Source organism: Streptococcus sp. VT 162 (assembly GCA_000688775.2).
Classification (GTDB): Bacteria; Bacillota; Bacilli; order Lactobacillales; family Streptococcaceae; genus Streptococcus.
Genome location: CP007628.2, coordinates 1,967,954 through 1,994,154, shown reverse-complemented (window position 1 = coordinate 1,994,154; position 26,201 = coordinate 1,967,954). Strand labels below are relative to the sequence as shown.

The 26,201-nt window shown below is 38.6% G+C and carries 18 protein-coding genes, 1 tRNA gene, 2 rRNA genes and 1 pseudogene; 14 read left to right on the top strand and 8 right to left on the bottom strand.

The window, feature by feature from the left end:
- Window positions 1-75: 75 nt before the first annotated feature.
- From V470_09870 to V470_09850, 5 genes and pseudogenes are all read left to right on the top strand, one after another.
- A 23S ribosomal RNA gene (locus V470_09870) occupies window positions 76-2,980 on the top strand.
- Between the two features lie 75 nt (window positions 2,981-3,055).
- A 5S ribosomal RNA gene (locus V470_09865) occupies window positions 3,056-3,171 on the top strand.
- A 29-nt stretch (window positions 3,172-3,200) separates the two neighbouring features.
- Window positions 3,201-3,273, top strand: a tRNA-Val gene (locus tag V470_09860).
- A gap of 27 nt (window positions 3,274-3,300) precedes the next feature.
- Window positions 3,301-3,579, top strand: a complete 279-nt coding sequence (locus V470_09855; protein AHZ48705.1) for a hypothetical protein — start codon at window positions 3,301-3,303, stop codon at window positions 3,577-3,579.
- Window positions 3,579-3,806: pseudogene (locus V470_09850) on the top strand (hypothetical protein). Before V470_09855 ends, V470_09850 begins: the two are co-directional and overlap by 1 nt.
- An 81-nt stretch (window positions 3,807-3,887) precedes the next feature.
- Here V470_09850 and V470_10785 read toward each other — a convergent pair.
- Window positions 3,888-4,106 (bottom strand): hypothetical protein, encoded by a 219-nt coding sequence (locus tag V470_10785; protein AJZ74463.1) that lies wholly within the window; start codon window positions 4,104-4,106, stop codon window positions 3,888-3,890.
- Window positions 4,107-4,421: 315 nt separating this feature from the next.
- Here V470_10785 and V470_09795 point away from each other — a divergent pair, with 315 nt between their 5' ends.
- Window positions 4,422-4,853: a hypothetical protein gene (locus tag V470_09795; protein ID AHZ48696.1), complete on the top strand. Its 432-nt coding sequence runs from the start codon at window positions 4,422-4,424 to the stop codon at window positions 4,851-4,853.
- Between the two features lie 230 nt (window positions 4,854-5,083).
- Here V470_09795 and V470_10250 read toward each other — a convergent pair whose 3' ends face one another.
- Window positions 5,084-7,495, bottom strand: a complete 2,412-nt coding sequence (locus V470_10250; protein ID AHZ48749.1) for an NADPH-dependent FMN reductase — start codon at window positions 7,493-7,495, stop codon at window positions 5,084-5,086.
- A 25-nt stretch (window positions 7,496-7,520) separates the two neighbouring features.
- Window positions 7,521-8,129: an NADPH-dependent FMN reductase gene (locus tag V470_10245; protein ID AHZ48748.1), complete on the bottom strand. Its 609-nt coding sequence runs from the start codon at window positions 8,127-8,129 to the stop codon at window positions 7,521-7,523.
- Window positions 8,130-8,347: 218 nt separating this feature from the next.
- On the opposite strand from V470_10245, the gene V470_10240 reads away from it, so the two are divergent.
- Complete coding sequence (locus V470_10240; protein ID AHZ48747.1) at window positions 8,348-9,547, top strand: MFS transporter; 1,200 nt, start codon at window positions 8,348-8,350, stop codon at window positions 9,545-9,547.
- Window positions 9,548-9,622: 75 nt separating this feature from the next.
- On the top strand, window positions 9,623-10,501 hold the full coding sequence (locus V470_10235) for an AraC family transcriptional regulator (protein ID AHZ48746.1): 879 nt from the start codon (window positions 9,623-9,625) through the stop codon (window positions 10,499-10,501).
- A 179-nt stretch (window positions 10,502-10,680) separates the two neighbouring features.
- Here V470_10235 and V470_09785 read toward each other — a convergent pair whose 3' ends face one another.
- The gene (locus V470_09785) at window positions 10,681-11,223 is read right to left on the bottom strand and encodes a TetR family transcriptional regulator (GenBank protein AHZ48695.1); all 543 of its coding nucleotides are present in this window, start codon (window positions 11,221-11,223) and stop codon (window positions 10,681-10,683) included.
- Between the two features lie 128 nt (window positions 11,224-11,351).
- Between V470_09785 and V470_09780 the strand changes: the two genes are divergently transcribed.
- Window positions 11,352-14,006: a membrane protein gene (locus V470_09780; GenBank protein AHZ48694.1), complete on the top strand. Its 2,655-nt coding sequence runs from the start codon at window positions 11,352-11,354 to the stop codon at window positions 14,004-14,006.
- A gap of 21 nt (window positions 14,007-14,027) precedes the next feature.
- On the opposite strand, the gene V470_09775 is transcribed toward V470_09780, so the two are convergent.
- Together V470_09775 and V470_09770 are read right to left on the bottom strand one after the other, a co-directional pair.
- Window positions 14,028-16,580 carry a copper ABC transporter permease gene (locus V470_09775; GenBank protein AHZ48693.1) on the bottom strand — a complete coding sequence of 851 codons (2,553 nt, stop codon included), beginning with the start codon at window positions 16,578-16,580 and terminating at the stop codon, window positions 14,028-14,030.
- Window positions 16,581-16,639: 59 nt separating this feature from the next.
- Window positions 16,640-18,262, bottom strand: coding sequence for an ABC transporter ATP-binding protein (locus V470_09770; protein AHZ48692.1), 1,623 nt, complete (start codon window positions 18,260-18,262; stop codon window positions 16,640-16,642).
- A 195-nt stretch (window positions 18,263-18,457) separates the two neighbouring features.
- Between V470_09770 and V470_09765 the strand changes: the two genes are divergently transcribed.
- Window positions 18,458-19,483 carry a tryptophan--tRNA ligase gene (locus V470_09765; GenBank protein ID AHZ48691.1) on the top strand — a complete coding sequence of 342 codons (1,026 nt, stop codon included), beginning with the start codon at window positions 18,458-18,460 and terminating at the stop codon, window positions 19,481-19,483.
- 162 nt (window positions 19,484-19,645) lie between these two features.
- Window positions 19,646-21,124: an inosine-5-monophosphate dehydrogenase gene (locus V470_09760; GenBank protein AHZ48690.1), complete on the top strand. Its 1,479-nt coding sequence runs from the start codon at window positions 19,646-19,648 to the stop codon at window positions 21,122-21,124.
- Between the two features lie 52 nt (window positions 21,125-21,176).
- On the opposite strand, the gene V470_09755 is transcribed toward V470_09760, so the two are convergent.
- Both V470_09755 and V470_09750 read right to left on the bottom strand, forming a co-directional pair.
- Window positions 21,177-22,274, bottom strand: coding sequence for a recombinase RecF (locus tag V470_09755; protein ID AHZ48689.1), 1,098 nt, complete (start codon window positions 22,272-22,274; stop codon window positions 21,177-21,179).
- 2 nt (window positions 22,275-22,276) lie between these two features.
- Window positions 22,277-22,645 (bottom strand): S4 domain-containing protein YaaA, encoded by a 369-nt coding sequence (locus V470_09750; protein AHZ48688.1) that lies wholly within the window; start codon window positions 22,643-22,645, stop codon window positions 22,277-22,279.
- Between the two features lie 160 nt (window positions 22,646-22,805).
- Here V470_09750 and V470_09745 point away from each other — a divergent pair, with 160 nt between their 5' ends.
- The 3 genes from V470_09745 to V470_09735 are packed head-to-tail and all read left to right on the top strand — an operon-like array spanning window position 22,806 to window position 26,193.
- The gene (locus tag V470_09745; protein AHZ48687.1) at window positions 22,806-24,056 is read left to right on the top strand and encodes a peptidase M16; all 1,251 of its coding nucleotides are present in this window, start codon (window positions 22,806-22,808) and stop codon (window positions 24,054-24,056) included.
- Window positions 24,053-25,336, top strand: coding sequence for a peptidase M16 (locus V470_09740; GenBank protein AHZ48686.1), 1,284 nt, complete (start codon window positions 24,053-24,055; stop codon window positions 25,334-25,336). Before V470_09745 ends, V470_09740 begins: the two co-directional genes overlap by 4 nt.
- 35 nt (window positions 25,337-25,371) lie before the next feature.
- Window positions 25,372-26,193: a DNA-binding protein gene (locus tag V470_09735; protein ID AHZ48685.1), complete on the top strand. Its 822-nt coding sequence runs from the start codon at window positions 25,372-25,374 to the stop codon at window positions 26,191-26,193.
- Window positions 26,194-26,201 lie beyond the last annotated feature (8 nt).

Sequence of the window (26,201 nt, the reverse complement as noted above, 5' to 3'; positions counted from 1 at the left end):
TATCAAATAGTAACAAGAAAATAAACCGAAACGCTGTAGTATTAAAAGAGTTTATGACTGAAAGGTCAGAAAATAAGGTTAAGTTAATAAGGGCGCACGGTGGATGCCTTGGCACTAGGAGCCGAAGAAGGACGTGACAAACGACGATATGCCTTGGGTAGCTGTAAGTAAGCGATGATCCAGGGATTTCCGAATGGGGGAACCCAACAGGTACTACCTGTTACCCGCATCTGTTAAGGATGTGAGGAGGAAGACGCAGTGAACTGAAACATCTAAGTAGCTGCAGGAAGAGAAAGCAAAAGCGATTGCCTTAGTAGCGGCGAGCGAAACGGCAGGAGGGCAAACCGAAGAGTTTACTCTTCGGGGTTGTAGGACTGCAATGTGGACTCAAAGATTATAGAAGAATGATTTGGGAAGATCAGCCAAAGAGAGTAATAGCCTCGTATTTAAAATAGTCTTTGTACCTAGCAGTATCCTGAGTACGGCGGGACACGTGAAATCCCGTCGGAATCTGGGAGGACCATCTCCCAACCCTAAATACTCCCTAGTGACCGATAGTGAACCAGTACCGTGAGGGAAAGGTGAAAAGCACCCCGGGAGGGGAGTGAAATAGAACCTGAAACCGTGTGCCTACAACAAGTTCGAGCCCGTTAATGGGTGAGAGCGTGCCTTTTGTAGAATGAACCGGCGAGTTACGATATGATGCGAGGTTAAGTTGAAGAGACGGAGCCGCAGGGAAACCGAGTCTGAATAGGGCGCTTTAGTATCATGTCGTAGACCCGAAACCATGTGACCTACCCATGAGCAGGTTGAAGGTGCGGTAAGACGCACTGGAGGACCGAACCAGGGCACGTTGAAAAGTGCTTGGATGACTTGTGGGTAGCGGAGAAATTCCAAACGAACTTGGAGATAGCTGGTTCTCTCCGAAATAGCTTTAGGGCTAGCGTCGACATCAAGATTCTTGGAGGTAGAGCACTGTTTGGGTGAGGGGTCCATCCCGGATTACCAATCTCAGATAAACTCCGAATGCCAATGAATTATGGTCGGCAGTCAGACTGCGAGTGCTAAGATCCGTAGTCGAAAGGGAAACAGCCCAGACCACCAGCTAAGGTCCCAAAATAATTGTTAAGTGGAAAAGGATGTGGGGTTGCACAGACAACTAGGATGTTAGCTTAGAAGCAGCTATTCATTCAAAGAGTGCGTAATAGCTCACTAGTCGAGTGACCCTGCGCCGAAAATGTACCGGGGCTAAAACAATTTACCGAAGCTGTGGATACCTTTATAGGTATGGTAGGAGAGCGTTCTATGTGTGAAGAAGGTATACCGTGAGGAGTGCTGGAACGCATAGAAGTGAGAATGCCGGTATGAGTAGCGAAAGACAGGTGAGAATCCTGTCCACCGTAAGACTAAGGTTTCCAGGGGAAGGCTCGTCCGCCCTGGGTTAGTCGGGACCTAAGGAGAGACCGAAAGGTGTATCCGATGGACAACAGGTTGATATTCCTGTACTAGAGTATGTAGTGATGGAGGGACGCAGTAGGCTAACTAAAGCAGACGAATGGAAGTGTCTGTCTAAGCAGTGAGGTGTGAATTGAGTCAAATGCTTAGTTCTATAACATTGAGCTGTGATGGGGAGCGAAGTTTAGTAGCGAAGTTAGTGACGTCACACTGCCAAGAAAAGCTTCTAGCGTTTAAACATACTCTACCCGTACCGCAAACCGACACAGGTAGTCGAGGCGAGTAGCCTCAGGTGAGCGAGAGAACTCTCGTTAAGGAACTCGGCAAAATGACCCCGTAACTTCGGGAGAAGGGGTGCTGATTTTATGTCAGCCGCAGTGAATAGGCCCAAGCAACTGTTTATCAAAAACACAGCTCTCTGCTAAATCGTAAGATGATGTATAGGGGGTGACGCCTGCCCGGTGCTGGAAGGTTAAGAGGAGTGCTTAGGAGTAATCCGAAGGTATGAATTGAAGCCCCAGTAAACGGCGGCCGTAACTATAACGGTCCTAAGGTAGCGAAATTCCTTGTCGGGTAAGTTCCGACCCGCACGAAAGGCGTAATGATTTGGGCACTGTCTCAACGAGAGACTCGGTGAAATTTTAGTACCTGTGAAGATGCAGGTTACCCGCGACAGGACGGAAAGACCCCATGGAGCTTTACTGCAGTTTGATATTGAGTGTCTGTACCACATGTACAGGATAGGTAGGAGTCTATGAGATCGGGACGCCAGTTTCGAAGGAGACGTTGTTGGGATACTACCCTTGTGTTATGGCCACTCTAACCCGGATAGGTTATCCCTATCGGAGACAGTGTCTGACGGGCAGTTTGACTGGGGCGGTCGCCTCCTAAAAGGTAACGGAGGCGCCCAAAGGTTCCCTCAGAATGGTTGGAAATCATTCGCAGAGTGTAAAGGTATAAGGGAGCTTGACTGCGAGAGCTACAACTCGAGCAGGGACGAAAGTCGGGCTTAGTGATCCGGTGGTTCCGTATGGAAGGGCCATCGCTCAACGGATAAAAGCTACCCTGGGGATAACAGGCTTATCTCCCCCAAGAGTTCACATCGACGGGGAGGTTTGGCACCTCGATGTCGGCTCGTCGCATCCTGGGGCTGTAGTCGGTCCCAAGGGTTGGGCTGTTCGCCCATTAAAGCGGCACGCGAGCTGGGTTCAGAACGTCGTGAGACAGTTCGGTCCCTATCCGTCGCGGGCGTAGGAAATTTGAGAGGATCTGCTCCTAGTACGAGAGGACCAGAGTGGACTTACCGCTGGTGTACCAGTTGTCTTGCCAAAGGCATCGCTGGGTAGCTATGTAGGGAAGGGATAAACGCTGAAAGCATCTAAGTGTGAAACCCACCTCAAGATGAGATTTCCCATGATTTTATATCAGTAAGAGCCCTGAGAGATGATCAGGTAGATAGGTTAGAAGTGGAAGTGTGGCGACACATGTAGCGGACTAATACTAATAGCTCGAGGACTTATCCAAAGTAACTGAGAATACGAAGTGTGAGGTTTTCTTAGTATTTGATAGATATTCAATTTTGAGTAGGTATTACTCAGAGTTAAGTGACGATAGCCTAGGAGATACACCTGTACCCATGCCGAACACAGTAGTTAAGCCCTAGAACGCCGGAAGTAGTTGGGGGTTGCCCCCTGTGAGATATGGAAGTCGCTTAGCAGAATAGGAAGTTTAGAGACTTCCTTTTTGGGAGTTTAGCTCAGCTGGGAGAGCATCTGCCTTACAAGCAGAGGGTCAGCGGTTCGATCCCGTTAACTCCCATGTCGAAATAGAGAGTATGAAGTTAGTTTGGTAAATGCCTTAAAGAATTCATATGAAGGGATTGAGGAGATTAAGATTTCCAATCCAGAATATACAACTCCTCCAGGTTCGTGGTCTTGTGATGTAGAAATCAAATTTAATGATGAAAGAAAAACTAAGTATAGGATAGGCCATGGACTCCATGATAAAAAGAATTATCAAGGATCATTGACCAATGAGAAAAGGCAATTCCTTAACAATTACAAAGGAGTGACCGACTTAAAAGTAATTGTTACATATTCAGATAATAGCATGGGAGAACAATGATGACATTTTCCTATACAGATGAGCAGTTAAACAATTTGAATCGGGATTATGCTGTATATAGTGTAAATCTTGAATTCGCTAAGCGTAACGGTAGGACTTATGTCAATTCAAATCTCATTGAAAATATATCTCCTGATGATTTAGAAAAAACCAACACCTTAACTACCTCAGATGGTCAAGAATTCCGTGTTGTTGCCACTAAGTCTGACCCAGTAACGGGATTTGATGTTTGATGCAGTATCTGTGACAATTGGCTTGATTTTCTCTATATATGGGAACAAAGGATTGGGATAACTACTTAAAAGAAATCATGGCAGAGATTGAATTACGTATTCCCGATGAGTTCTTAAAAGGCCTGTTTGTGGGACACCTTGAGGACCTGTGCTGGTTGCGCTAGTTCCTGTAGGAGTCACCTTAGTAAACTCTGGACTGTAGGTTGCAGTGACTGGGGTACCATTCTTATCCACACGTTTCACGGTGACTGGATCTGGTTTGCCGACAAACTGCTTGTCTGGAGTGAAGGTCACTGTGCCGTCTGGGGCAATCGTGTAAGTTCCTTGACCTGGAATAGACTTCTCCTAGAAACATGGCTGAATATTGAAGAATTCAAAACGAAACATAGATCTATTGAATTTGACCTACGACGAAGCAGTCGATATTAGTTTAGAAGAGATCTCAGCAGTAGTTTCCAGCTCTTTCAATTCAGTCTGCTTGGTTGATAAATTGAATAAAATCATAGCATACTGCAAAGCAATATCAGGCGATTCAGGGCTTGATTTTCTCTATTCTACTGTTATTTATCTTTAAATCATAGTAGAATAGAGAAAAGGAGAAAAGCTTAAATGAATATTTCTGGAATGAAAAAAAGCCGTAAAAAGCTACTAATCGTTTTGTCAATCGCAATTATCACAGCAGGTGGTATTTTTATGTTTAGTATGTTAGGGAAATCTCAAGAAGCGCGTCGGAATAGAGAGTATGAAGTTAGTTTGGTTGAAACTTTAAAAGATAGTTATGAGGGTATTGAAGAAATTAGATTTTCTAATGCAAACTACACAAATCCTCCAGGAAGCTGGACTTGCGTAGTTGAACTATTTTTTAATGAGAGAAGCATAAAATATAAAATTAATTATTCAAAAAATGATAAACGTATTTCTGATGTATCCTTAGAAAGAGAGAATAGAAAAGAGGACCGAGAATTTTTAAATAGTCACTTGGGTAAGACTAGTAAACTCACAAAAATTATTTATTCAGATGGTTCAGAAGGAGAATATTAATGGTATACACTTATACTGATAAACAACTCAATGAGTTAAATCACGGAAAAAATGTTTATAGTGTAAATTCTGAATATGCTGAGAGGAGTGGAGATAACAATGAGTAAAGACAGATTAAGAAAAAGCTATAAACCATTAATGAGATTTTCGAAGAGTATTAGGAGGTCTTTATTTAATATCTATATAATACACAAGGAGACTTAAAATTCCCTTAATTTTCAAATCGATCACTAACAATTTTCTTTAACAGCTGTTTGACCTGCAATACGTCCAAAAGTAAAGATATCCGTAAGCGAATTTCCTCCTAGACGGTTACCTGCATGGAGTCCACCTGCGACTTCTCCGGCAGCATACAAACCAGGGATAATCTGACCGTTTTCATTCAAAACGTGTGTTGAAGTATCAATCTTGAGCCCACCCATTGTATGGTGAACAGCTGGTTTTCTCGGTGTTGCGTAAAATGGCGCAACCTCACACTTGAGATCAAAACTACCTTTATTAAATTCAGGATCAAAACCTGCATCTACATAGGAATTGTAATTCTTAATCGTTTCCACTAGAACTTGTGGATCCACACCAATCTGAACCGCCAACTCTTCTATCGTATCTGCACGATAAAGAGTACCTGCTTTGACTTGGGCATCGATTTTTTCTTGGCTAGTATTGTAGGCAGTTTCCTTGATACGTTCATCTGCGATTAGATAGAACAAGCCTCCATTATCAATCGCCGCTTGAGATAGCTTGTCTCGGCTACCGTACTCATCTACAAAGCGCTTCCCTTGAGTATTTACCATGATGAAGTTTGCTGGAGGAACTTGAAGTCCTGAGAAAAGAGCTCCTGTCACTGGATCGGATACTGGCATCATTTGACTAAAGCCCATACCCACTAAATCTGCACCTACACTTTGCCCTAAAAGAATACCATCTCCTGTTACAGCTGGTGTATTAGATGTAGCAATATCATCTGCAATTTCAGTCCAGTAGGTATTGTATTTTTGTAGCATCTTTGTATTGGCACCAAATCCTCCAGAAGCTAGAACAACAGCATCTGTATTGACAATGATGGTTTGACCGTTTCGACCTTCTGCTCTGACACCCTTGACAGCCCCTTCTTTTACAAGCAATTCTTTAACTGGAGAATCTGTCAAAATCTTGCCACCATTTTCTAGAACATATTTTTGTAGGACGGATATAAAGGCATACCCCATTGGTTGAACCGGCTTATGTCCACGACGCCAAAGGGCTCCAACTGGCATTGTCACTTCACTACGAACAAATTCAACGCCGATGTCTTCCAACCAACGAACAGACTCTAGAGCGCGCTCAGTTAGGACAGATACTAAATCATATTGGCCATGAATTTCATTTCCTTGTAAATCTTTTCGTTTCCCACCGATATAGGTTTGGATACGATAGAGCAAGGTAGAATCGAACAAATAGCTTGGGTCCTGCAAATACTGCTCAACCTCAACTTTCAAGGCTCTAAAGTCCTCTAAATATTCTGGATCAATCGTTGATTCATCTGTCGCAATCAATTCTTGAAGCGTATGAGCCTCACCTGGATGAGCTGCGAAGGTTCCTTGCCATGCTGGATCTGGTGCATTCATTGGACCACCAGCACGAACAGTATTTCCTCCAATTGCTGGGAATTTCTCAACAATAATCGGCTTCTTACCAGCTTGTAAGACTACAGCAGCTGCAGCTAAACCAGCTCCTCCACCTCCGACGACGACAACGTCTGCCTGATAGGTTTTATCTTCTTTATCTAGAGCAGATAGTGCTTTTGAACGTTTCCGTAAAACATCTGGATTTGCACCGGCTTGTTTGACTGCACGCGCAACTCCGTCCAAGACACCATTTGAAGTCACAGAAGCTCCTGACACCGCATCAACGTTTAAGGTCTGTCCCTCAATGATTTCCGCTGGGATACGGGTAAAGACGACATCTGCGATTCCTGAAGATTCTCCAGAAGAATCGATTTCAATTTTTTCAATACGGTCCTCAGAAACCGTGACATCCATCGGTAATTTCCCATTATGGCCTTCAGTTGTAACATGGTAAGTCCCCGGTTCAAAGCGGACTTCTTCAGGAAGGTTTAGTTGGTTTGCAACAGATACAAAGCGAAGGAAGCGATAAAAACAACTATCTAGGAAATCAACGGTTCGCTCATCAATCAAATCTCCATTATCATCAAATGCTCGATGCGCTCGACCAAGTAAAAACTCACTACCTGGCATAACTGTTGCATTTACCCCAGGAGCATCCAGAATCTGACGAAGATGAAGTTGGGCACGCGAAGAACCTTGAATATCGTAGGAAGCTCCGACAATCATGGTCGGCTTTCCGTCTAGTGGATGAATGTTAAAAGACAACCACTCGAGCAAGCTATTCAAACTTGATGGAATCGTATGATTGTGCTCGGGTGTCGAGATAATGACACCATCAGCTTCTGAAATAGCTTGATTAAACTTCTGAATAATAGGTGTATCTGTTTGATCATCTGTTTCATTGAACATTGGTACATCTGTTATCTCTAAAATCTCAATATCCGCTTTCTGAGCAAAATGTCTTTTTATAAATTGCAAGAGGTTGCGATTATAGGATTTTTTTGCATTAGTCCCAACAATAGCTACTAATTTCATAGATTGTTCTCCTTTCTTGAAATACTCATGCTTTCAACCATTCTTCCCAAATGAAAGATTTCTTACGATTTGTATCTTCTGGTTTGACCAAAGCCTTTGTTAGTTCAACAAAATTTTGAAACTCTGAAAAATGTTCTTCCAGTTCTGCAACCTTTTCAGGATTGTTCAAATGACACTCATCATCCAGTACTTGCTCAGAATGACCTAGAAAGAACTCCGTACCAGGCATAACTCTCGCTTTAAGCTCCGGCGCATCTAAAATCTGACGTAAATGTGCCTGCGCTCTAGATGTTCCTAGCAAACCGAGAGAAGCACCTACAATCATAGTTGGTTTATTGATTAAGGCACGACTGGTATAAGCAATCCACTCCAAAGCAGAGGCCAAAGGTGCTGGTATCGTGTGGTCGTACTCAGGTGTTGAAATAATCACACCATCTGCGGCAAGAATTTTTTCTGAAAAAGCTTGAACTTCAGCTGGCGCTTGCTTGTCCTCAGGTTCGTTAAATGCTGGCAATTGTTTGATTTCCAATACCTCAATGTCAGCTTTATCCGAAAAGTGCTTTTGCATAAATTTCAAGAGTTTCCGATTGGTTGAGCGATCTGAATTGGTTCCAACGATAGCAACTAGTTTCATCTTGGTACCCCTTTCATTTATTTAATCTACTTTCATTATACTACTTTAGAAAATCTTGTAAATCCTTGATAATAAAGACCGTGTTATTCTATCAGATTATCGTACTTTAGTACAAGTTCGTGAAAAAATTAACAAAATATCTTCTTAAACTATTGACCGACTTCCTTAACTATGATATAGTCTTGGTGAAAAAATATACATTTAAGGAGGATGTTTTTATGAAAGAGACATTCAATCGTTGGAGGATTTTAGTCGCGTCTACAGCCATTCTTCTTTGCACAGGTGCCGTCTATTCCTTTTCTGTTTTTGCCGGACCACTTAGCAGTTCAACAGGCTGGTCCATGTCTGATATTATGTTAGCATTTGCTATCAACTCTGCAATCGGCCCTATCCCCATGATTCTTGGAGGTTATTTAGTTGACAAAGGTTATGTAAAATGGACCATCGCCCTCGGCGCTCTCCTATTTGCTAGCGGATTTTACTTAACCGGCTATGCCAATTCACCAGCCATGCTTTATTTGACCTATGGATTAATGGCCGGGCTTGGTCAAGGTTTTGCCTATTCAGGTGCCCTCTCCAATTCACTTCGCCTCTTCCCTGATAAACGTGGCTTAGCCTCTGGAATTCTGACAGGCGGAATGGGATTTGCCGCAGTCATCGCTTCTCCAGTCGCAAGCAATCTCATTCAACAACAAGATGCCTTCTTTGCTTTTCGTACAATTGGGCTAGTCTATATTGTTGTTATCATCTGTGCCATTTTCTTTATCAAGGCAGCTCCAAGTGGCTACCAACCAGCAGGCTGGAAAGCTCCAGTACAAACTAAGCAAGGACCTACTAATAAAAACTGGAAACAAATGCTACAAAGTCCTCTGTTTTACATTATCATTAGCATGTTCTTTGTTGGTGCCTTTTCTGGTTTGATGATTGCCTCTCAAGCATCACCAATCGGTCAATCAATGTTTGGACTCTCTGCAGGCACTGCAGCTCTCTATGTCTCTCTTTATTCAATCGCAAACTCTAGTGGTCGTTTTATATGGGGATCCCTTTCTGATAAAATCGGTCGTTCAAAGACCTTATTGATTATCTATTCTGTCATTGTCCTAGCTTTATTCTCCCTAACAATCGTTCCTGGTCAATTTGGGTTTACCTTAGGAATTATAGGACTTGGTATCTGCTTTGGTGGTGTTATGGGGGTCTTCCCATCTATCGTCATGGAAAATTACGGTCCTGTAAATCAAGGAGTCAACTACGGTATCGTCTTCACTGGATATTCTTTAGCAGCATTTTTCGCTCCAAAAGTCGCAGTTCAAATGGCAATGGCTAATAATGGAAATTATAGTGTAGCTTTTTATGTTGCTATCGCTTTGGCCTTCATTGGACTTATGCTTACTATTTTTTATATGAAAAAGAAAGCTTAAAACTCGAAAACTTCCTAGATAAGGAAGTTTTTTTGGTATAATAAAAGTAGTAATAGAATATTGGGAGGATTTACCATGGCAGACCGTTCACGTTTCTTACGAGATAACCCATCTGACTTCCCATATGATTTTGAAAAACAAATCCTATCCAAAACGTCTCCTGACACAATCTATCATTGTCATCCTGAGCTAGAGATTATTTACGTTACAAAGGGTTCTGCTATCGTTCATATCAACTCAGAACACTTTGAAAGTCGTGAAGGAGATATTTTTCTTATCCAACCGACCTCTCTCCATGCTATCTATTCTCACAAAGATCAAGAACTATTTTCTACCAGCTTTCGGATTCATCTAGATTATCTTGGTAGAAGTCAAATTGACAGCTTTAGCCAACGCTATATCCAACCCCTCCACTCTGGTCACTTTTGCCTCACTCCTCAAATATCACCAGGCGATAAGGCCTATGATCAAATTCAATCCTGCCTTCTTTCCCTCTTTTCTATCCTTGAAGAAAAAGGCATATACTACGACCTACTCATAAAATCTAAACTATACGAATTGCTTCATCTTCTCTTTAAGTATCGATATGTCAATCGACACTATACAGATGATACCTACCAAAAATACCAAAAACTAAAAGAAGTGATTTGCTACCTTGAACAGCATTACTCAGAACCCATTCATATCGAGCAACTAGCTGCAACATTTGGATATAGTAAAAATCACTTTATGAGTATTTTCAAGCAACATACTGGAGCCAGTTGTATGGACTACCTGCTCCAGTTACGTCTTGAGAAATCCTGTGAGAAACTCGTCCAAACCAACCTCAGCATTCAAGAAATTGCAAGCCAAGTCGGTTTCACCAACCTTTCAAACTTCAACCGTCAATTTAAGCAACACTATCATTTAACACCTAGACAGTATCGAAATCAACAACTTAAAAAGAAAACATGATTCTTTCTCCTTAGTCTTTTCTAAGGAGTTTTTTCAAACAAAAAAGCCACCTGATTGGGTGGCTTCATTAGGGAGATTATTATGAAAAAGAAAAGTTTAGGATTTCATAATCATGATGTCGTAGGTTCGAGTCCTACTGGCGGAGTAAGATAAAAAAAGAACACCATTGGTGTTCTTTTTTAGTTAACATCACCTAACATTTTCATAAGGAAGTCTGTCATTTCTTGCGGACTTTCTTTTTTTCCGTGAGCAATCCAAGTCTGGCAAACACCAAATAGGGCATTTGTTAGATAAATACTGCTGTATTCTAATTCTATTGGAGTGAGTTGTAATTTCATAAAGCGTTTCTGAAGGTCGGTGCTAAGCATAATGTGAAGCTTATTTCTCAAGAAATTTTGGATTTCTTTTGTCCCATTTTCAGATAAGAGTGCAGCCAAGAGTGGCTCAGACTCTAAATATTCAAATACTTCTAAAATAGCATCTCTTTTGTGATGAGCATGTTTTTGGAAAATATACTCAAAGGTATGAAATAGCTTACTTTGGTAGAGTTCAATCATATCATACTTATCCTTGTAGTGAGTGTAAAAGCTGGAACGACTAATTCCGGCTTTTTCTGCTAACTTGACAGTAGAAATTTGATCAAAGGGCTGGTCCATCAATAATTGAACCATAGCATTTTCGATAATTCGTTTTGTTTTTAAACGTTTGTTACTTTCTTTCATAATTCCTCCTTGTAAACAAAAATAGACTATATGTCTAAAAAAATATTTTTCACCTTGTAATTTAGATTTTTTGATGTATAATCTATTATATCAAAATTTTAGACAATATGTGTAAAAAAGGAGGAAACATGTTTAAAGAATGGAAAGCAATATTTAAAAAACCGACCTTTATCATTGTAATGATAGGGATTTCTCTCATTCCAGCTTTATACAACATTATATTTTTATCGTCCATGTGGGATCCATATGGTCAAGTATCGGAGTTACCTGTGGCAGTTGTCAATAAAGATAAGGAAGCTTCTTATAATGGACAGACAATGACAATTGGTGAAGACATGGTGTCTAATTTAAAAGAAAATAAGGCTTTAGATTTTCACTTTGTTAATGAAGAGGAAGGGGAAAAAGGGCTAGAAGATGGTGACTACTACATGGTAGTGACTTTACCAAGTGACTTATCTGAAAAAGCTACTTCTATCCTAACAAATCATCCTGAACAGATGCAGATTGATTATCAGACGTCAAGTGGGCATAGCTTTATTGCAAGTAAGATGAGTGATTCTGCAATGACACAATTAAAACAAACCGTCTCTACTAATGTTACTGAAACGTACACTAAGGCTTTATTTCAAAAAATGAATGATTTGAAGTCTGGAATAAATAAGGCAGCTGAAGGAAGTGAACAATTGGCTAATGGAGCCGATCAGTTGGTGACGGGAAGTCAAACATTGACGACAAATCTTAATACTCTAGCTAATTCAACTGTAACTTTTTCAAATGGAGCGGATCAATTTACAAAAGGCTTATCTAGCTATGTGTCTGCTATAGAGCAATTACATATTGGTTTAGGAACTTTTAATAGTGGTTTACAAAGTTATACAAATGCTGTCTCACAAGTTGACACTGGACTTGGTCAATTAGCTTCAAAAACTCCTGAGTTGGTGACAGGTGTAAATCAGCTAAATACAGGTATAAAGTCCTACACAAGTGGGGTTTCACAATTGGATACAGGTCTCAATCAATTTTCAGTTGGTGTAAATGCTTATACAAGTAGTGTGAAAGAACTTTCTAACGGAACAAGTCAATTATCCAATCAATCAGATACACTAAGAGATGGAATGGAGCAATTAAATACTGGTATTAAAGAAATTTCAAGCCAATTAGAGTCCTCATCTCAACAAAATGAAGAAATAGCGCAATTGGCAACAAGCTTAGGAGAACTAAATAAAACACTACAAGCTCTTACAATATCAGATAATACTCAACTGAAAAGTACATTGTCAGAAGCTTTGCCAAATCTAACAACTCTTGCTCAGGATATTGTGACCAAAAGTCAGACAGAACAAGAGAAAACTCTTGCAAACCTTCAATCAACAGCTACTTATCAATCTCTTACAGAGGAACAAAAGAAAGAATTGACAGAAGCTATTTCTAAAAATTCTAATTCTACTATTGAGTCAGCAAAAACAATTTTAACGACAGTAGGGGGATTAAAAGAAAGTATAGAGAATTCAGAACAACAAGTCTCTAATCTATCTGATGTGCAGACGAAAGCAAATCAACTCTTACCTGCAGCATCTAGCTCCTTGACAACCTTGTCAAATGGATTTACAACATTACAAACTTCTGTAAATAATAAGTTAGTTCCTGGAAGTCAGTCAATTGAAAAAGGAGTTGTAAACTACACTAAAGGATTGGATACTATTTCTATAGGTGCTAATCAACTAAGTGAAAAGAATGCAAGTTTAACAACTAGTCTGGATCAATTAGTTTCTGGATCAAGTAAGTTGACAGAAAATACATCAACCTTGACAGCTGGAGTAGATGCGTTAGCTGGAAAAGCTCCAGAATTAGTATCAGGTATAGAAAGTTTGTCATCTGGTTCTGCTCAATTGAATAATAAGAGTCCAGAGCTGATAGCAGGTATTACTAAATTACAATTTGGCTCTGGTCAATTAACAGACAAATCAACACAGTTACTTTCTGCAGCATCCCAACTAGGAAGTGGCGCTATGAAGATAGCAGATGGTGCTGGAAAACTATCAGCTGGTGGAACAACCTTAACCTCTAGTCTTGAAGATTTACAGACAGGAGTTGATTCATTAGGACAAGGATTAGGCAATGCTAACAATCAACTTAAATCAGCTTCGACAGAATCTAAAAATGCAGAAACATTATCTGAACCTCTAGTTCTCGCAAAAACAGATAATGACCAAGTCCCTGTAAATGGGATTGCTATGGCTCCTTATATGATATCAGTTGCTCTTTTTGTTGCTGCTATATCTACCAATATGATTTTTGCTAAGTTGCCTTCTGGACGTCATCCAGAGAGTCGTTGGGCTTGGTTGAAGTCTCGCTCTGAAATAAATGGGATTATAGCTGTCTTAGCAGGTGTTTTAGTTTATGGAGGTGTCCATCTTATTGGATTGACTGCGAACCATGAGATGAGGACCTTGATTCTAATTATAATCACAAGTTTAGCTTTCATGTCTATGGTGACAGCTTTAACAACTTGGAATAGCCGTATAGGAGCTTTCTTCTCTCTTATTTTACTTTTATTACAGTTAGCATCAAGTGCAGGGACCTATCCACTTGCTTTGACAAATGATTTCTTCAAAGGTGTCAATCCTTGGTTACCAATGAGTTACTCTGTATCAGGTTTACGACAAACAATCTCTATGACAGGAAATATTCATCATCAAGTGATTTTCCTTATTATAACTCTAGCTTTCTTTACTGCTTTAGGTATGCTAGCTTATCAACCTAAGAAAATGGAAGAAGATTAAAAAGATTGACCAAGGAATTGGTCAATCTTTTTCTGTCTTAGATAAATTTCGTCTGTGATTATAGATCCCAAAAAGAAGAAGGGCAGTTAGTGAGCAGGCTGCTCCAATAACAAAACCATTGGGGATAAAGGAAAGTGTAATGGTGCCTTTTCCTTTTGGAACATCAACTTTCATAAAACCAGTCTGAGCCTGCTTGATTTCAAGTTTTTTCCCATCTTGGTATGCAGACCAACCTTTGTCATAAGGAATAGTGAAGAAAATAGAGGTATCTTGTTTTACTTCATATGTAGCAAAGACTTTATTTTTAGAGGTGGATACTTCTACAGGTTGTTCTTTAATTTTTTGGATTGCTTCAGTAAGAGCCTGAGTATCTAAACGATAGAAGGTCGGTGATTCAAATGATACTTGAGAATTTCCAGGAAAACTAATACTGATATTGAAAGTTTTTTGTTCTTCAGTATAACCTAAATTAAAGAAATTAAATGCATTGTCAGTTGTAAAAGTCTTTTTTTCACCGTTGACAATGATGTCAACTTTCTTTTGTTTATCATTCGTAAAATGAAGATTTGAAAAAGAGAGATAGACTTGACTATTTTGAGGAACCTCAATTTGATAATCAATCTTTGCATCTTCATTCACAGAACCTGTGATGCTCGTTAAACCATCTGAAGTATCTGTTTTATCATATGCTATTTGGGAGAAGTAATCTAAGTTGAGATTAGCAAGCTGGTTTATAAATAAAGCCTGATTATCTAGAGTGTGATTATTAAAGTTTACATCGGTGTAAATAGATTGAGTGGTAAAGGCAATGGGTAAAGAGAGTTGATTTTTATATAAGGTTAAATGATCCTTTTGATAAATCTCTTGAAAGCCATACTTATCAAGTGAAGTTTCAGAAATATTGTACTGGATTCCAAATAAACTATCTGCTAAAAGACTATTATTTGCATAACGGAGATTGAGGTTGGTTCCAGAGGATTTGAATCCCAGTTTATCCAAACTAGTGCTAGCTGAACGATTTCGTACAGACGAAAATTGAGAGATTCCATTGTAGTTAAATTTCATACTGTCATTTCCCGTCTGAATTTGTAGTTTTTCAGTACGTGTAAATGGATTGTCAATTTGGTTTAGAATGGATTCCATAGCGGTGATATCTCTATTATAGGCATTACGAGAAGCAAAGGCCCATTCTTTAGCTATTCCTTCCATTTGAGATGAAGCATTTAAGCTTATCTCAACTGTTATAAATAAAGACAAAAGAATTGCAAATAGATTTATAGAGATAAATTTTCTAATGACTGCAAGAAGTAAAAGAGCATAAACTAGTAGAAATTCAAGAGTGAGCAGGATATTCAAATCAGTTAAAAAAGAATAGTGTGATTTAAAATAGACAGTAGCCAAAAATCCTGTTAGTACAAGAGAAAGTGAGATAAATAGATTCCATAGCTTCAGTTCTTTCAGACGATTTAAGACTTCTGCTGCAGTATAAATTAACAGAGTGGAAAAAATCCAAGCATAGCGATGCAAAAACATATTTGGGGTATGCATCCCTTGCCAAAATAAATCAAGTGCTTCTATGTAAAAGCTTGTTATTAAAAAAGTAAAGAAAATTGCATAGGCAAGTTTCACGTGAAACCTTATGGATTTTATTGTGAAAAATAGAATAGTCAAAATAAAAGGAAGCAATCCAACAAAAATCATTGGTATAGATCCATATTTAGTTGTATCAAAAGATCCAATGAATTGTTTTGCAAAAATATCCAAATACCAGCTACTATCTGTCTTTAATTTTGTGATGGCAGTCAACTTCTCTCCATGAGTTTGTAAATCAAACAGTGTAGGAAGAGTCATAATCAAACTAGCCATTCCAGCTAAAAAGGAGGTAACAACAAAATCAAGAAAAGATGATTTTCGAGTTTTAAAGTCCCAAGAAATTTGGCAGAGATACCAGAAAATAAGAAACAATGCTGTCATATACCCAAAATAATAATTTTGAATAAATAAGATTGACAAACTTGTAAAGTATAGTAGGCGCTTCTTTTGTGTTATAAGTAGGTATAAACCAGTTATAATTAAAGGAATCAAGATAAAAACATCTAGCCAGGTTTTTATCTCTAACTGACTAATGGTAAAGCTCATTAGAGCATAGGAAGTAGATAAGGCAAGTTTTAAAAATTTTGGGATATCTTTAAATAATCTAGTCAAACTAAAGAAGGTTGACAGACCAATCAATCCAAATTTTAAGAGAGTGGTCAGATAAACAGCATCTGGCATATTCGACAGATTAAAAAAGTAAACCAGAGGTGAGAGAAAACTACCCAAGTAATAACTAGATAGAGCATAGAAATTCAGTCCGAGGCCACTTGTAAAGGTGTAAAACAAACTACCATTTCCATGTAAAATATTTCGTAAAGCCACATCAAAAATAACGTATTGATGGAAACCGTCTCCTAATAGTGGAGATGTATCGCTATTCCAGTAGATACCTTGAGTTAGGTATACTCCGGTCATAATTACTACAGGAATGATAAAAGAAACAAAATAGGTCCAATATGTTTTAAAAAATGATTTCATGTTACCTCATAGAATGATAGAAAACTCAGTTGGTTACCCCAACTGAGTTTTGAAGTCTTTTAGTCTTTCCAAAGTTCTTTAACTTTTGCTTGTACTTCTGCATTTTCTAGGAATTCATCATAGGTTTCATCAATACGATCAATGACGCCATTCTTAGACAAAACAATGATATGGTTTGCCAAAGTTTGGATAAACTCGTGGTCATGACTGGCAAAGATGATTGATTCTTTAAAGTTTTTCAATCCATCGTTCAAGCTTGAGATAGATTCCAAGTCCAAGTGATTTGTTGGATCATCAAGTACAAGGACATTTGATTTCAAGAGCATGAGTTTTGAAAGCATGACACGTACTTTTTCTCCCCCTGACAAGACGTTTACAGGTTTGTTAACCTCATCACCAGAGAAGAGCATACGACCAAGGAAACCACGTAGGAAGGTATTGTCATCTTCTTCTTTACTTGCAAATTGACGCAACCAGTCAAGGATTGACTCTCCTCCTGCAAAATCAGCCGAGTTGTCTTTTGGCAAGTAAGAACGGCTAGTAGTAACTCCCCACTTGACAGTTCCTTCATAGTCAATGTCACCCATAATTGCACGAATTAATGCAGTTGTTTGGATGTCATTTTGTCCAATAAGAGCTGTCTTATCACCTGGACGCAAGATGAAACTAATATTGTCTAGGATGGTTTCACCATCAATCTTTACAGTTAGATTTTCTACTGTCAAGAGATCATTGCCAATCTCACGTTCTGCTTTAAAGTTGATAAATGGATATTTACGACTAGATGGCACAATCTCTTCTAATTCAATCTTGTCAAGCATTTTTTTACGAGACGTTGCCTGTCTTGACTTAGAAGCATTGGCAGAGAATCGAGCAACGAATTCTTGTAATTGCTTAATTTTTTCTTCTGCCTTGGCATTACGGTCTGCTAGTAATTTAGCAGCGAGCTCAGAAGATTCTTTCCAGAAGTCATAGTTTCCGACATAGAGTTTGATTTTCCCAAAGTCAAGGTCGGCCATATGAGTACACACTTTGTTTAAGAAGTGACGGTCGTGGGATACTACGATAACGGTGTTATCAAAATCAATCAAGAAGTCTTCTAGCCAAGTAATCGATTGGATATCTAAACCATTGGTTGGCTCGTCCAAAAGAAGAACATCAGGTTTACCAAATAAGGCTTTAGCAAGGAGAACCTTCACTTTTTCACCATTGGCCAATTCACTCATGTTTTGATAGTGCAATTCTTCTGGAATGTTTAGGTTTTGAAGTAGTTGAGACGCTTCACTTTCTGCTTCCCAACCTCCAAGTTCAGCAAATTCACCTTCGAGTTCGGCTGCACGAACACCATCTTCATCGGAAAAATCTTCCTTCATGTAAATGGCATCTTTTTCTTTCATGATGTTGTAAAGTTTTTCATTTCCCATAATGACAACATCAATAACTCGTTCATCTTCATAGTCAAAATGATTTTGACGGAGAACAGAGAGACGTTCATCTGGACCAAGAGAGATGTGACCAGTTGTTGGCTCGATATCACCAGCTAAGATTTTTAAGAATGTAGACTTTCCAGCACCATTAGCACCAATCAATCCGTATGTATTTCCTTCTGTAAATTTGATATTGACATCATCAAAAAGTTTGCGATCACTAAAACGTAGTGAAACATCAGATACTGTAAGCAATGTTTTTCTCCTATAATATGTAATATATTTATTCTACTAGAAAAGAGAGAAATATTCAAATTTTTGTTTGTCAATTTTATGTCAATTAAATTTACAGGTTTATTTACAAAGAGTTAGTCGTTTGATTTAAATAATTTTCTGTTATTTTAACAAAAAAATGCTATAATTGAAGAGACCATTTCGAAGGAGAAAAAAATGACGAAACCCATTATTTTAACAGGAGATCGCCCAACAGGAAAACTGCATATTGGACATTATGTTGGGAGTCTTAAAAATAGAGTATTACTGCAGGAAGAAGACAAGTATGAGATGTTTGTTTTTTTGGCGGACCAACAAGCATTGACAGATCACGCCAAAGATCCTCAAACGATTGTAGAATCGATTGGGAATGTTGCCTTAGATTACCTAGCAGTTGGATTAGATCCAAGTAAATCAACCATCTTTATTCAAAGTCAGATTCCAGAGTTAGCTGAACTGTCTATGTACTATATGAATTTGGTGTCACTAGCACGTTTAGAGCGCAATCCTACAGTGAAAACAGAGATCGCTCAGAAAGGGTTTGGAGAAAGTATTCCGACAGGATTTCTGGTTTATCCGATTGCGCAAGCAGCAGATATTACTGCCTTCAAGGCTAATTATGTTCCTGTTGGGACAGATCAGAAACCAATGATTGAGCAAACTCGTGAGATTGTTCGTTCCTTTAATCATGCTTATAATTGTGAGGTCTTGGTGGAGCCGGAAGGTATTTATCCAGAAAATGAGAGAGCAGGGCGTTTGCCAGGTCTAGATGGAAATGCTAAAATGTCTAAATCCCTTAATAATGGTATTTATCTAGCAGATGATGCGGATACGTTGCGTAAAAAAGTCATGAGCATGTATACTGATTCGGATCATATTCGAGTGGAGGATCCAGGTAAGATTGAAGGAAACATGGTTTTCCATTATCTAGATGTGTTTGGTCGTCCAGAAGATGCTCAAGAAATTGCGGATATGAAAGAACATTATCAACGTGGTGGTCTTGGTGATGTGAAGACGAAACGTTATCTACTTGAAATATTAGAACGCGAACTTGGTCCTATTCGTGAGCGCCGTATCGAATTTGCTAAGGATATGGGAGAAGTGTACAATATGCTTCAAAAAGGTAGTGAGAAAGCGCGTGAGGTTGCGGGGCAAACTCTATCTGAAGTTAAGGGAGCAATGGGACTAAATTATTTTAAATAATAGATAAAATATGAATCGTAAAACTATCTCTTCCATAGGATCACAGGGATAGTTTTTTTATGATTTCTACCATAAATATAATTGACAAATTTTCATAGAATGGTATGATAGATACAATACAAAAAGAGTCAAGCTCAAAAAGAAAGAAAAGAGGAAACTTGAATGTCTAATTGGGATACTAAATTTTTAAAAAAAGGTTTTACCTTTGATGATGTATTGCTCATTCCAGCAGAAAGTCATGTGTTGCCTAATGATGCAGATTTAACAACAAAATTGGCAGATAATCTGACTTTAAATATCCCAATTATAACAGCCGCCATGGATACAGTCACAGAAAGTCAAATGGCTATTGCCATTGCTCGTGCAGGTGGTCTTGGAGTAATCCATAAAAACATGTCTATTGCGCAACAGGCAGATGAAGTTCGCAAGGTAAAACGTTCTGAAAATGGTGTTATTATTGATCCATTCTTTTTGACTCCAGAACACACGATTGCTGAAGCAGATGAACTGATGGGACGTTACCGTATCAGTGGTGTTCCAGTTGTGGAGACACTTGAAAATCGTAAATTGGTTGGTATTCTAACAAACCGAGATCTTCGCTTTATTTCAGATTACAATCAGCCAATCTCAAACCATATGACCAGTGAAAATCTTGTTACTGCTCCTGTTGGTACAGACCTTGCAACAGCTGAAAGCATTCTTCAAGAACACCGTATTGAAAAACTTCCTTTGGTTGATGAAGAAGGTCGTCTTTCTGGCTTGATTACTATTAAAGATATTGAAAAAGTGATTGAGTTTCCAAATGCTGCTAAAGATGAGTTTGGTCGTCTTCTAGTTGCCGGTGCGGTAGGTGTTACTTCAGATACATTTGAACGTGCCGAAGCCCTTTTTGAAGCAGGAGCGGATGCAATTGTTATTGATACTGCACATGGTCATTCTGCAGGTGTCTTGCGTAAAATTGCTGAGATTCGTGCTCACTTCCCAGATCGTACTTTGATTGCTGGAAATATTGCTACTGCTGAGGGAGCGCGTGCTCTTTACGAAGCAGGTGTAGATGTTGTCAAAGTTGGTATTGGACCAGGTTCTATCTGTACCACTCGTGTGATTGCAGGGGTTGGTGTCCCACAAGTGACAGCAATCTATGATGCAGCAGCAGTTGCGCGTGAATATGGTAAAACAATCATTGCTGATGGTGGAATCAAGTACTCTGGAGATATTGTAAAAGCCCTTGCTGCAGGTGGTAATGCAGTTATGCTTGGATCAATGTTTGCTGGAACAGACGAAGCGCCAGGTGAAACGGAAATCTTCCAAGGACGTAAGTTTAAGACTTACCGTGGTATGGGATCAATCGCTGCAATGAAGAAAGGTTCAAGTGACCGTTACTTCCAAGGTTCTGTTAATGAAGCAAACAAACTTGTTCCAGAAGGAATTGAAGGTCGTGTTGCCTATAAAGGAGCAGCAGCTGATATTGTCTTCCAAATGATTGGTGGTATTCGCTCTGGTATGGGTTACTGTGGTGCAGCTAACCTTAAAGAATTACATGACAACGCTCAATTTATTGAAATGTCTGGAGCTGGTCTAAAAGAAAGCCATCCTCATGATGTACAAATCACTAATGAGGCACCAAACTACTCTATGTAAGTAGTAAAAAAGAACTCCTGATTTTCAGGAGTCCTTTTTGTTTACAAAGTTGTCAATGTTGATTTACAGAAATTTTACCATTTTGAATGTTGAAAATACTAAGGTTTTCTGGCAAGTTTTGTAAGTGGTCTAAACTTGTTGTTGTAATAAAGGTTTGGATAGATTGAGAAATGGTTTCTAGTAATTTTAGTTGCCGTGTATTGTCAAGTTCGCTCATAACATCATCAAGCAGTAGTATCGGAGACTCATTGGTAATACTTTCCATTAGCTCAATTTCCGCCAGTTTTATAGAAAGAACAAGGCTACGATGTTGACCTTGGCTTCCAAAACTAGCATCCATACCATTGATATAAAAAGAAATATCATCTCGATGAGGGCCAACTCCAGTATTCTTTTTAAATAAATCTCTGGATCTGCTTTTATCTAAAGCAATTTTAAAGGAACTTGTTAGCTGTTCTTCATTAGTGAAGTTGACAGATGATTGATAAGATATTGACAGTTCTTCTAATTTATTTGAAATTTCTAAGTGTTTTTTTTGGCCAAATTTCTCTAAGTCTTTAATGAATTTTATCCGATGCTTTATAACACGACAACCATAATCTATTAACTGATCATCTAAGACTGACAGAAATGTTTCATCAATCTTTTGGCTGGATTTTAGGTAAGTATTTCTCTGCTTGAGTATATGGTTATAGTTTGACAAGTCTGACAAGTAGATTGGTTTAATTTGTCCCAGTTCGATGTCTATAAACTTTCGACGGACAGAAGGTGCTCCCTTAATTAGCTGGAGATCTTCAGGCGCGAAGAGGACAACATTCATATGTCCAATGTAGTCTGATAGGCGCGCTTGTTTTAAGTGATTGACCTTAGTCACACGCCCTTTTGGTGTTAAATCAATTTCTAGAGGGATAGAGCTTGTTTTTTTCTGTAGCAAGCCAGAAAGATGGAGTTGCTCGTTATCAAAATGAATGAGATTTTTATCTGTACGAGTCCGATGACTACGTGTCAAGGCTAAGAAATAGATTGCCTCTAGAATATTGGTTTTTCCTTGTGCATTTTGACCTAGAAAGACATTTAATTTTGGATTGAAATCAATTTTTGCCTCTTTGTAGTTTCGAAAGGTTTTAATTGTTAAATGTTGGAGCCACATGGTTATCTTCCTGGAAAACGTGGAACTTGTTTGGTTTTAGGTGATGAAGAAGTTTTTTGTTTTTCTTTCTTGACACCTTTATTCATCTCTTTGACAAGTTTAGCAATTCGCTCTTTCTCAATCTTATCTGCTTGATACTCTTCTTGCTCTTTTAAACTTGGTTGTGTCAAGGTGATGTCAATCTTTAAATCAGGAATGTCAATCGTATCTCCAACACGAATTTTTTTCCCACGTCTACTTTCTAACTCACCATTAAAGTAAACTTGATGATCCATTAAAAAGGATTTGATAGCACCACCGCTTTGTATAATTCCAAGTTCTTTTAGGAGGGCTTGGAGCGTAATAAATTCTTCAAATAATTTGTATTCCATAATTCACCTCAATCTTTGGTATTATACCATATTTTCCTTGAAATAGCTGAAGGAAAGTTAGTTGAAATGAAAACGGTTTTACTCTTTAAAGCTATAAAGAGAACAAGAAAAATTTTGATTTTCGTGGTATAATAGAACTCTATATGTAAGGAGGTAAGGTATGGAATTAGTGCCTGGAATTTCAGCACATTTTGTTCAATCCAAAAAGTTTAAAACAAATAAAATCACTATTCGTTTTACTGCTCCCTTATCTCTTGAGACAATAGCAGGACGCATGTTAAGTGCTAGTATGTTGGAGACGGCAAATCAAGCTTATCCCACATCACAAGCATTTCGCAGATACTTGGCAAGTTTATATGGAACAGATATTTCCACAAGTGCTTATCGTAGGGGACAGGCACATATTCTTGACTTAACATTTACTTATGTGAGGGATGATTTTTTAAGCAAAAAGAATGTCTTGACTTCTCGAATTTTGGAATTGGTGAGACAGACTTTATTTGCTCCCTTAGCTCAAGATGGTGCTTTTGAGCCAGCTTTATTTGAAATTGAAAGAAAACAGTTATTGGCTAGTCTAGCTACTGATATGGATGATTCATTTTATTTTGCTCATAAGGAGTTGGATAGCTTGTTCTTCCATGATGAGCGTCTTCAATTGAGATACAGTGATTTACGAAATAGCATTTTAAATGAGTCTCCGGAAAGTGGCTACATGTGCTTTCAAAATACTCTGAAAAATGATCGTATTGATTTCTTTTTCTTAGGTGATTTTAATGAAGTAGAAATTACAGAATCACTGAAGTCATTACCCTTTACAGCTAGAGAGAACGGCGTCACTATCCAGTACCATCAATCTTATTTGAATGTTCTACGAGAAGGAATGTTTCAGAGGAATGTTGGGCAATCTATTTTGGAATTAGGCTATCATTCTCCTGTAAAATATGGTGATGATGAGCATTTGCCCATGCTTGTTATGAATGGTTTGTTGGGTGAATTTGCACATTCGAAACTTTTTACAAATGTTCGTGAAAATGCTGGAATAGCCTATACAGTCTCTAGTCAATTGGATTTGTTTAGTGGTCTGTTAAGGATGTATGCGGGTATTGATAGAGAAAATCGAAATCAGGCTAGAAAATTGATGAATCATCAGTTGCTAGATTTGAAAAAGGGCAACTTTACAGATTTTGAGCTTGAACAAACCAAGGAGATGATTCGACGATCTTTGTTGATGGCTCAAGATAATCAACAGGCCCTAGTTGAAAGAGTCTATTTGAATGCTCTATTGGGGAAATCAAGCTTTGACATTGATCGATTGGTGGCAAAATTAGAGAGTGTTGATAAAGAAGCTGTATGTAAAGCTGCCAATAGTTTGAAGTTACAAGCGATTTACTTTATGGAAGGAGTAGAATGACAAAGGTTACTTTTGAAGAAAAATACTATCCTGCTGTAAAGGAAACAGTCTACAAAACAAAATTGTCAAATGGGTTGACAGTTTCTTTACTCCCTAAGCAAGATTTCAATGAGGTTTATGGGATTGTAACAGTTCAATTTGGTTCTGTAGATGCAACTTATACAAGCTTGGGAAAAGGTTTACGTCATCATCCAGCAGGAATTGCACATTTTCTTGAACATAAATTGTTTGAAAGAGAAAATTCGGAGGATATAATGGCTGCTTTTACTCGATTAGGTGCGGACAGTAATGCCTTTACAAGCTTTACTAAGACCAGCTATCTTTTTTCAACAATTGACCATCTATTAGAGAATTTAGATTTGCTAGATGAGTTAGTCGGAGGTGTTCATTTTACAGAAGAGTCTATTTTGAGGGAACAGGATATTATCCAGCAAGAACGAGAAATGTACCAAGATGATCCAGACTCACGCTTGTTTTTTGCAACATTAGCCAACCTTTATCCTGATACTCCTTTAGCAATAGACATTGTTGGAAGTGAAAAATCAATTTCTGAGATTCAAGTTTCAAATTTAAAAGAGAACTTTACAGAGTTTTACAAACCTGTCAATATGTCACTGTTTTTAGTTGGAAATATTGATGTAAGAGTTGTTGAGGAATACTTTTCGAAAAAGGGAAAGGAAGTTTCAAACCAGTTTATGGTTTCAAAAGAGCAACTCCTTTTGCAGCCTGTGAAGAAAACAGATAGCCTTCGGATGGAAGTTTCTTCACCCAAACTTGCTGTTGCGATTAGAGGTAATGGGCAAATAACAGAAGCTGAGTCTTATCGTTACAATATTTTATTGAAATTACTATTTACGATGATGTTTGGTTGGACTTCTGATCGTTTTCAAAGGTTATATGAGTCTGGGAAGTTAGACGCGTCATTGTCACTTGAGGTTGAAGTCAACAGTCGCTTTCATTTTGTGATATTGACGATGGATACCAAAGAGCCTGTTTCTCTGTCGCATCAATTTCGGAAAGCGATTCGTCAGTTTAGTAGTGATACGGATATTACAGAGGAACATTTAGATCTTGTTAAGAGTGAGATGTTTGGGGAGTTTTTCAGCAGTATGAACTCCTTGGAGTTTATTGCCACTCAATACGATCCGATGGATCGCGGAGAAACAATTTTTGATTTTCCGAAAATTTTACAGGAAATTACTTTGGAGGATGTTCTAGAAGCTGGGCATCGTTTGATTGATGATGGTGATCTAGTTGATTTTACAATCTTTCCAGCTTAAAAGATGACTAATACTAGAAAGAAGGAATGGTACGTATGAGAAAAAAAACAATTGGCGAGGTTCTACGTTTAGCTAGAATTAACCAGGGATTGAGTCTGGAAGAATTGCAGGAAAAAACTGAAATTCAGTTGCATTTTCTAGAAGCCATGGAGGCAGATGATTTTGATTTACTTCCTAGCACCTTCTACGCTCGTTCTTTTTTAAGAAAATATGCCTGGGCAGTAGAGTTAGATGAAGGAATTGTTTTGGATGCCTACGATTCAGGCAGTATGATCACCTATGAAGAGGTAGATGTTGATGAAGAAGACTTGTCTGGTCGCAGACGATCAAATAAGAAAAAAACGTCTTATCTCCCCTTGTTTTATTTCGTCCTATTTGCTTTGTCAATTTTAATTTTTGTTACTTACTATGTTTGGAACTACATCCAAACTCAGCCAAGTCCTTCTTCAGCTAATTATAGCATTGTGAACTCGACTAGTTCCACAACCTCATCTAGTTCATCTTCTAGTAGTCAGACGTCTAGTTCGTCGTCTACTACGGAATCAACTATTACAGTGTCAGGTGAAGGAAACCGCATTGTGGCTCGCTATAAAACGAGTAAGGAAACGGCTACTGTTCAACTGGCAGTTTCAGATGAAGCTAGTTGGGTTAGTGTTTCAGGAAGTGAGCTGGAGGGTGGTGTGACACTGTCCGCAGACAATAAGAATGCAAAAACAACAGTTTCAACTAAGAATCCCGTTACCATTACTTTAGGTGTAGTGAAGGGAGTTACTGTGACTGTGGACAATCAAACGATTGATACTTCGAAGCTGACAACTCAGACTGGAACTGTAACACTTACATTTACTACAGATTAAGGAAAAAT

Coding starts and splice junctions, on each gene's coding strand:
- V470_09765 (AHZ48691.1), top strand. CDS start 18,458: ATGACGAAACCCATTATTTTAACAGGAGATCGCCCAACAGGAAAACTG.
- V470_09795 (AHZ48696.1), top strand. CDS start 4,422: ATGAATATTTCTGGAATGAAAAAAAGCCGTAAAAAGCTACTAATCGTT.
- V470_09740 (AHZ48686.1), top strand. CDS start 24,053: ATGACAAAGGTTACTTTTGAAGAAAAATACTATCCTGCTGTAAAGGAA.
- V470_09775 (AHZ48693.1), bottom strand. CDS start 16,580: ATGAAATCATTTTTTAAAACATATTGGACCTATTTTGTTTCTTTTATC.
- V470_09780 (AHZ48694.1), top strand. CDS start 11,352: ATGTTTAAAGAATGGAAAGCAATATTTAAAAAACCGACCTTTATCATT.
- V470_10240 (AHZ48747.1), top strand. CDS start 8,348: ATGAAAGAGACATTCAATCGTTGGAGGATTTTAGTCGCGTCTACAGCC.
- V470_09785 (AHZ48695.1), bottom strand. CDS start 11,223: ATGAAAGAAAGTAACAAACGTTTAAAAACAAAACGAATTATCGAAAAT.
- V470_09745 (AHZ48687.1), top strand. CDS start 22,806: ATGGAATTAGTGCCTGGAATTTCAGCACATTTTGTTCAATCCAAAAAG.
- V470_10245 (AHZ48748.1), bottom strand. CDS start 8,129: ATGAAACTAGTTGCTATCGTTGGAACCAATTCAGATCGCTCAACCAAT.
- V470_09750 (AHZ48688.1), bottom strand. CDS start 22,645: ATGGAATACAAATTATTTGAAGAATTTATTACGCTCCAAGCCCTCCTA.
- V470_09755 (AHZ48689.1), bottom strand. CDS start 22,274: ATGTGGCTCCAACATTTAACAATTAAAACCTTTCGAAACTACAAAGAG.
- V470_10250 (AHZ48749.1), bottom strand. CDS start 7,495: ATGAAATTAGTAGCTATTGTTGGGACTAATGCAAAAAAATCCTATAAT.
- V470_09760 (AHZ48690.1), top strand. CDS start 19,646: ATGTCTAATTGGGATACTAAATTTTTAAAAAAAGGTTTTACCTTTGAT.
- V470_10235 (AHZ48746.1), top strand. CDS start 9,623: ATGGCAGACCGTTCACGTTTCTTACGAGATAACCCATCTGACTTCCCA.
- V470_09735 (AHZ48685.1), top strand. CDS start 25,372: ATGAGAAAAAAAACAATTGGCGAGGTTCTACGTTTAGCTAGAATTAAC.